At 56.8% G+C, this 7,644-nt stretch carries 3 protein-coding genes; all 3 read right to left on the reverse strand.

What is annotated here, in order from left to right; all coding sequences use genetic code 11:
* Positions 1-118: 118 nt before the first annotated feature.
* Genes QZY01_RS09425 through QZY01_RS09435 form a run of 3 tightly spaced genes read right to left on the reverse strand, consistent with a single transcriptional unit; the run spans position 119 to position 7,422 of the window.
* The gene (locus QZY01_RS09425) at positions 119-4,249 is read right to left on the reverse strand and encodes a DEAD/DEAH box helicase (RefSeq protein WP_294536311.1); all 4,131 of its coding nucleotides are present in this window, start codon (positions 4,247-4,249) and stop codon (positions 119-121) included.
* Positions 4,250-4,279: 30 nt separating this feature from the next.
* Positions 4,280-5,137: a hypothetical protein gene (locus tag QZY01_RS09430; protein ID WP_294536313.1), complete on the reverse strand. Its 858-nt coding sequence runs from the start codon at positions 5,135-5,137 to the stop codon at positions 4,280-4,282.
* Positions 5,134-7,422 (reverse strand): hypothetical protein, encoded by a 2,289-nt coding sequence (locus QZY01_RS09435; RefSeq protein ID WP_294536315.1) that lies wholly within the window; start codon positions 7,420-7,422, stop codon positions 5,134-5,136. The genes QZY01_RS09430 and QZY01_RS09435 overlap by 4 nt, the downstream gene beginning before the upstream one ends.
* Positions 7,423-7,644 lie beyond the last annotated feature (222 nt).

The following is a 7,644-nucleotide window of genomic DNA, read 5'->3' on the forward strand; positions in this document are numbered from 1 at the left end:
GAAAACCTGGCGACGCTTGAAAGGACAAAATCAGTTGCCGAAAGTTATCAGCGGAGTAAAGTTCATAGACGGAATCGAAGCCGCGTCCGAAATCAAATCCGCCGCTTGATTCACGCCGTCACCTAAAATCCCGCATAGCTCTAAGATCGAGCCGATCGATCACGACTTCCCGCCCATTCGCGTAGAAAGTCTGGCCGGGAGCAAATTCGGTCAGCGCCGAACTTGCCGGTCGGATGTATTCATGGGTTACGAGGTTGTCCCCGTTTTCCTCACGCCTGCCGCTTTCAGGTTGGCGGGCGAGAATGGATTTGAGTTTTATGCCCTCCTCCGGGAATGCGTAATTGGGCAGCAGTCCCTTGTCCGTGAGGAAACGCAAGACTTGCACTTCGTCGATCCCCTCCCGGATCGCATGATTGATCTCGCCTTTGTCCCGCTTGATCTCGTTGAGCCGCTCCTCGAACTTCGCGGGGGTCATCTCAGCTTCGCGCCGCCGAACTCTCCGCGCTTCCGCATCGAGTTCTTTGCGCAGGGCAACGAGTTCCTCGCGCTCCCGCGCGGCGGCGTCAAAGACCGACCTGATTTGCCAAATGAGTGATAAGTGATCGTGGCCAGTCAGATACGCGCTGATCCGCTCTCCGATCTCTGGACGCGCTGCGATATCAGCTGGCAGCATGCGAATGAATTGTCGCGCGAGATCGGCGCCCTTCTGATCAAGGAAGCGGAACCAATCAAGCGGGAAGCCATTCGCGCGTCCCTCTTCGAGCTTCCGCAAGACATCCCGCACTTTGCCGTAGTCGTCCGACATTTCGCCTGCTTCGACCAGGCAGTCGAGGGTGAAAGCCGCGACCTGCCTTAGAAGGACAGACAAGGCGCCAACATAGACGCCGGGCGGCCGCACCTCACCCGCCAACATACTGTCCGGCTCTTCCCAAAATTGAAGGTCATGAGGACGAGCAGTGGCGATTGTCACGTTGAGCGAATTGCCGTCCCGGCGTCCAGAGCGACCAATCCGTTGAACATAATTGGCTTCCTCTGGCGGCACCGAGCAGAGCAGAAGTGTTGAAAGGTCGCCGATGTCGATGCCCATCTCGAGTGTCGGCGTCGCCGAAATCAGGTTGGGCGCCCAGGGTGTTTCTCCCCGAATGAAGCCTGTCTCCAAGGCGCGACGCTCATCCGCTTCGAGAATGCCCGTGTGCTCTCGACCGACAATGCGGTGGTTGCGATCCGACGCCATGAGAGACGCGGTAAATTCGGACCGTGTCGGAGGCGCCTTCCGCAAAGCGCCATGACATCCGATGCGGATACAGGGCGCGCCATCCACATATGGGCTATTCGCAAGCGCGATCTCCTGCCGCCGGCATCGGTCGCAGCGCAAGCTCTGTAAATTATTCGAGACCGCTATGGCGTCCGGTTCGATGACGAAACCATATTCTCGCGAGGGCTCAGGTCGGTCGATCCGCCGGACTATCGCTGCCGCCTGAAGCCAGCGTAATGTGGTTTCAAAAATCACCTCGTACTGTGAGATCAATGCCAACGAGATTTGACCGAAAAACTTGTCGGCCCAATCTCGATACCAGTTCGTGCTGTGATCACGCAAAAGCGATTCATAGCCTTGGACATTGCGCATGAGCGTGATTGGCTGCGGTGCAGCACCAGTCCGGTAGTCGGGAAACGGCAAGGTTCCTGTTTTACCGAGGCCTAAGGCGAACCCGGCGGCGAAATAATTAGGCCCCCCCTGGGTGCGTGGTATCGCGGCCATTCCCTCTTCGACATAAGCGTGGCCAACCGCCCCGCGACGGCGCATCTGCTGGAGCAGACCGTGGAGGAATCGACCACAGCTGATTTCATCAATCTCGAAACCGCCGGAGAGGGCATTGGCCAACTGGCGAGGCTGCTTTTTTGCCACTTCGGTAATACGAGCGGGCGAGACTTCGGCAATAGCCAGTCCGGCGGTTTCGAGCGTCTGCGAGGTGTGGGACCGGTAGGTCAGATCCGAGAAATATTCCCATCCAAGCCGCAATTTGACGTGATCCAGGAACCGTTCATCGTCTGGCAGTTGGCTTGTCTTCAGGAGCTTTTCGTAGGGATCGCGCCAAGTCTGGTTACGAGCGATAAAGGTTGCGACGAAGGCCTCGTTGCCAAGCTCCGTTTTCAACGACTCGGGAACGACGTTGACAACTTCGTCCAACGTGAGGCTTCGCGTCGGGCTTTCAGTGATTGCCTGGTAGAGCGATTTCCGAATGACCGCCGCACTGTTGCGGATTTCGGCGACCGCCGCGCGCTGCGCCGCATCCTGAACAGAATCCGAAAACATGAGGAACCGAGGCTTTGCCTTCGGCTCCACTTCATTTTGCTCCGACGCATAAAGAGTGTTTGCCAGCGCCGCCGTGAGACGCGCGGCCCTTAGACCGAAGAGCAACAATCCATGTGCATGGCCGCAGGCGGGACAGGTTCTGTCAAATTGCCCCCGGTCGTCTGTGGGATCATAAAGCCAGGTTGGGCATTTCGATCCGGCTTCGAGAATTTCTCCATTATCGCCTGGCGAAAATTCGATGCTCTCCGAGTCCAGGAAACCGGCGATCACCGCGCCCCTCCCCGTGGTCCCGGCCTTGCGACTGATGCTTTCATGATAGATCAACCGCAGACGGCTTGAACCGCCATCGAAGAACTCCTCATAGAGCTCCGGCAACGGCGCCCAAAGGCTTTGTCCGCGAGGCGACTGCTTTCCAAGATGCGCCGCCGTCCCGCAGCGGTTGCAGTTCACGATCGGCAAGACATTCTTGAGTTCGTGCAGATCCAGATCATGCGCGTGCAATAATTCAATTTCGCTGCGCCGCCCCTCCCCCTCCCAACGCGGGAGTCTCGCGACCATGCGGGACATCTCTCGGACCCAAATCTGTATCCGCACACCGTAGACAGGTTGTGGGGAATGTTCGGAACCCGCGCGCGCCCATGCGACAAGCGACACGATCAGCTCGGCCAATCGCATCCGATCTTCTGGACTCCAGGCAGCGATCGCCTTTACCGAACCCAACCCCTCGGCGATGGCGGAAAGCGAAGCGGGTCCGCGATTTTCCGCGATGACTTTCAACACGCGCTGAACGGCAAGGTGCTCGAGCAATACGCGGCCGAGAAGAAGTCGCCAGGCAATCGTCGCTGGGTCGCCGTCCCGAAGCGCTATGAGATCCCGATCGGTCTGCTCGGGAAAGAGGCAGTTGGAAAGATGTTGGGCCGCCGCCGCTTGGGACATTCCCGTTGCGGCATCGAGAGCGGTCGCCACTTCGGACGGCTCAGGCCAGTCCGTGTATTCGGGGTTCCCGAAGATTTCGCGGGGCGTCAGGCGCGTTTCCCGGATCACGGCGTTCTCGTCAAAGGTCTCGCCGAAAATCGTCTTTGCATAAGCGCGCAGCGCCGCCGCCGCATCATCGCCGCTCCCGAGCGTCGCGGATGAGCCAACGCAGGTGAGATGATTATCGGGCGTGCGCAAACGGTGCTTCAGCCGCCGGATCAGGAGGGCGAGATCCGCCCCCTGCGCGCCGTCGAACGTATGCATTTCGTCAACGACCAGAAACCGCAGTGTCTCGGGCTCATTCCGTCCCCAAAGGGGCTGATCGCGCGCGCGCAGCAGCAGGTAGTCGAGCATCTTGTAGTTGGTGAGGAGAACGTCCGGTGGATCTGCCCACATCGCCGCCCGGCGCGTAATGACGTCGTCCGCCGACATCGTGTCGCTGGCGGCCTTAGGCTCCGCATCCGCATAAATTCCGGCCCGCACCCCAGCGAGCGCGGGAATGTCATTGATCGCGCGGGCGATGCGTCGAGCCTGATCGGTGGCCAATGCGTTCATTGGATAGATCAGGATCGCCTTGATCCCTGGCTTGTCCTTATTCGCTCGGCAATGGTCCAGGATCGGCCAGAGGTAGGACTCCGTTTTACCCGAGCCAGTACCGGTCGCCACGAGGGTTGAGCGCGGATTTGCTCCCGCAAGCCGGCCAAAGGCTGTGACCTGGTGATAATACGGAGCGAAACGAAGCGGGACCTGCGGAAAAGGTTGCGTGAATGGCTCTCCGGGGGCAACCGATTGCCGAAACGGCATGGCGACGGAGATCCAGGGCCCTTTGATATAATTCGCCGGCTCCGACAGAAATTGTTCGACGGTGCCCTCGAAAGCGGGACTCGTCGTGTTCAATGTGGCGCGGACGAGGTCCTTCAGTCCGCGCTCCACTTGACGGCCGAGCAGGATCGGATTCATCGGCCGGCTTCCATTCCGTGGTCTTTCGCCTTAGCGCGCATGTTGTTCGATCCTTCCCGCCGCTCTGGCGATTGCGGAAAAGCTCACGTGGTTGATGGTGTCGCCCTTGATATAGCCGCGGAGATATTCGGCCGAGCTCGTCTGCAGGCCAAACCTGCTTCCGACAATGAACGATACCGCCTCGGCCTCAAACTCGCGCACATCGAGGCGCGGCGGTCGTCGATCCGGCCACTTGTTCGAATTGCCCCCGAGATGCCCGAGGTAAATATGGCCAAGCTCGTGTGTCAGAGTCACAAAACGAGCGCTGTCGTGAAGGTGATTGCCAATCCGCACGAGCCATCGCGGCTTTTGCGTCTCGCCCTTTTTTGCGAATTCGGCGCCGGTCGTGCGCGCGTCGCCAGCCAAATTTGAACCGAGGTCGACGAATCGCGTCTCGATGGCATCGTGCTTTTTCGCTTTATTCCCGAGACTTGCCGCCGCGTTATCCTTCATTTCAAGCGGTTCACCGAATACACGAGCGAGCAACGCATCATCCTCGGCAGGCCCTTCTGTATCGGCGAGATCATAGGCGCAACGGATGGGGCAAAATGGCCAGAGAATGATAATGGGAATTACGCCGGGCTTCACGATCCGGCCGACTTTTGCCCAATTTTCTCGGAAGGCGACATAGCGCGCGCCCGGACGCTGAAGGTCGGCCAACATCAGATTGAACGGCGCCATATGGGTCGACTTGGCGATCCGGTTGAACAAGGCGCTCCACGGCGGATCCTTGCCCGGTTCCGTCGCAGCCCGGTAGAGATCATCAATGCTCTGCGCGGTATCGGCGAGGATGTTGGATATCCCCAATATTTCGCCTTTAAACGGCAGTTCGCCCTGGGCGCCGCTCATTCCGCCGCCCCCTTTTCCTTGTGTGCTTCAAAATAATCCCAGGCGCGCTTGTAGTCTTCGACGCGATCGCACATGTCGAACGGACCTTCGAAAGTCCGGATCACTTGTTGCGGACCACCGGGCAGGAAATCGATCACGGCCTCGCAGTCGAGGAGCCGTGGGCTGGATTCGAGGATTTGCTCCCACCGGCGGCGGCTCGGGCTTCGTCCCTCTTCAAGATAGCCAACGCCAGGTAGCCCTTTGGAGCAGGACCAAGCGATTCGACCCTTTTTATCGTACCAAGTACCTGCTTCATTTTGCTGAAGAACCGGAAAGTAAATTCGATAGATATCAATAAGCTGGTCGAGCGTTAGGCCCAACGACTGGGCCACCAACACGTCGATTTCAATCAGTGCCATGCGGCGGACGAAGTCGTTGCGAAGCGCTGCGTTTCGATCCCATACGACTGGTCCTTCCATGGGCCCCTCGATAATGAGGCGTGGATCGCGTGAGTGCCACGGCAATGGCCTCAAGGTATGAGCGAGTTCATTCCATAGACCGGCATAGGCATGAGTCAGACATGCAAGGCGCAGAGTGCGGTGTTTGGCGGTATCGCCCGGATTCTGCCAAGGGAATTTTCCTAAGACGCCAGAATTGAAATTTGTTACTCCAGAAGCCTTGATGAGGTAATCTATAATAATAGATGAGCATTGCGCAGCCGATGCCACAGCATATTCAATTGAATTAAACGCTGCGCTTTCCACAGCATGAATATGACATATACCCTTTGAAATAATTGCTGAAATTAAACTACGCTCACTGTTCAAGTTTATCATTCTTCTAAACGACAATCTATAGAAATCTACATGACTTTTTCCATGGTCCCACCTACAGCGAGGCAACTGCGATCGGTAAGTCGACATACCTACCGATGGCGAATAATTAGTCCGCGGCAAATAATCATCTGGACATTTATTGAGGTCGACAATTTCAAAGTCGGCCTTTGTCCTACAGACTGCCTTTGGCGTTTTATAGAAAGGATTTCCTACATGGAACATCGGACCAGAAATAACCATCTCATCGGGTTTGTCGTGAAATCTCGTTTCGCGATGAATCACGCCGAGCCCTTTTTGCGCGCCTGTCTCATGCCAAATGCTACTCATTTGCCAGCCAGGTATCTCGACTTGGCGCTCACCATCCGGTGTAGAAACAATCTCAATGATCGGATCGATCACGTCAGCCAAAGATGGAGCCGCAGCGATAACGCGGAACACCTGCAGCATCTTATTTGAATATGGCTGCAGGAACCGGGCCTCATCGACGGGAACCGCCGTATCCTCTGTAAGCGCGTGGATGGCAGCAAGGGCGGAGCCGTCAATTGTTACAACCCGGTCGGCATGCCCACGGGTGTCCCAATCGCCATTTAGGGTCTTGAATGTAGGAATGACGCCCGCGCCGTCATGCCGCAGTGATTCTTCCACCTGAGAAGGCAAAAATGCATACGTAATATTAGTGAAATTGACGTTTGACGATTTATTAGAATATATATTCAAGCTAAATCTCGCATAATGAGCAACTTCTGCAAAGTTTTTTGTCTTAACGACATTAAGAAAATCGAAGTGCTTAACAATTCTTCCATACCACGCGCGGCGAAATGAACCAGCTCTCGGGTCGGTCAAGTGGCCATCCTGATGGATCAATGCCGCAAACCCCTCTGGTGCGGCTAGTCGAAAGCTCAGGTCAATGAAGCAGCGATAGAGATTGTTCTGGCCGCCCCCGGCGAAGGGATGCATCACCGCTGCCCCAGTGACCGTCATAGCACCTTTGACCGAGGCAAAGGCCGCAAGAAATGCCTTGCGGTCGGGCTCTTTCTTCAGCGCGATTGAGCGCGCCTGTCTTGCTTCGGCCGCCGATAGTTTGCGGGTGATAAAGCCGGGGTCGATATCCCCAATTATGTCCGCTTCATTCCACGATGGCTTGGCCCAGGGCGGATTTCCCACGATCACATCAAACCCGCCACGCGCCTTCAGCACGTCAGCGAAGATCAAATCAAAATGCGTGAATCGCTCTCGAGCGGCCACTCCGCCAGCAACTCCGAGCCAATCTACTTCATTCACTAGCGCATCAACATCCGTTTCACGGAATAGAGTTTCCTGTCTTCTTTTTGCTGCTTGAAATAGATCTTTTGCTGGTGCTTCTGGCTCTAACATGTTGAGAAAGTCTGGTGCCGGATCTGAAAATTCCGCCATGCTAGGCGCAGCGAGCGATCCGTCGGGCATGAACCCGCCTTCAAGGATCATCGCCATTCCATGCAAAAACTCCGTTCGGCTGGGCAACTGATACGCTTTGTCCAGCGGCCAAAGCCAAAGGGCGCACCACGCATCCATCGTTAGCGGCACGAGGATACCCTTCGCTCGGCGCAAGCCCCCGACAACCTACGTCCCCGGGGCGAACCTTATCGGCATCCAAAATTGCCGCAGAGCTTCTACAGCGGCTGGGATATCGCTGCCCGGATCCAGAACGATGGC

The organism is uncultured Rhodoblastus sp., assembly GCF_903903185.1.
Lineage (GTDB): Bacteria > Pseudomonadota > Alphaproteobacteria > Rhizobiales > Beijerinckiaceae > Rhodoblastus.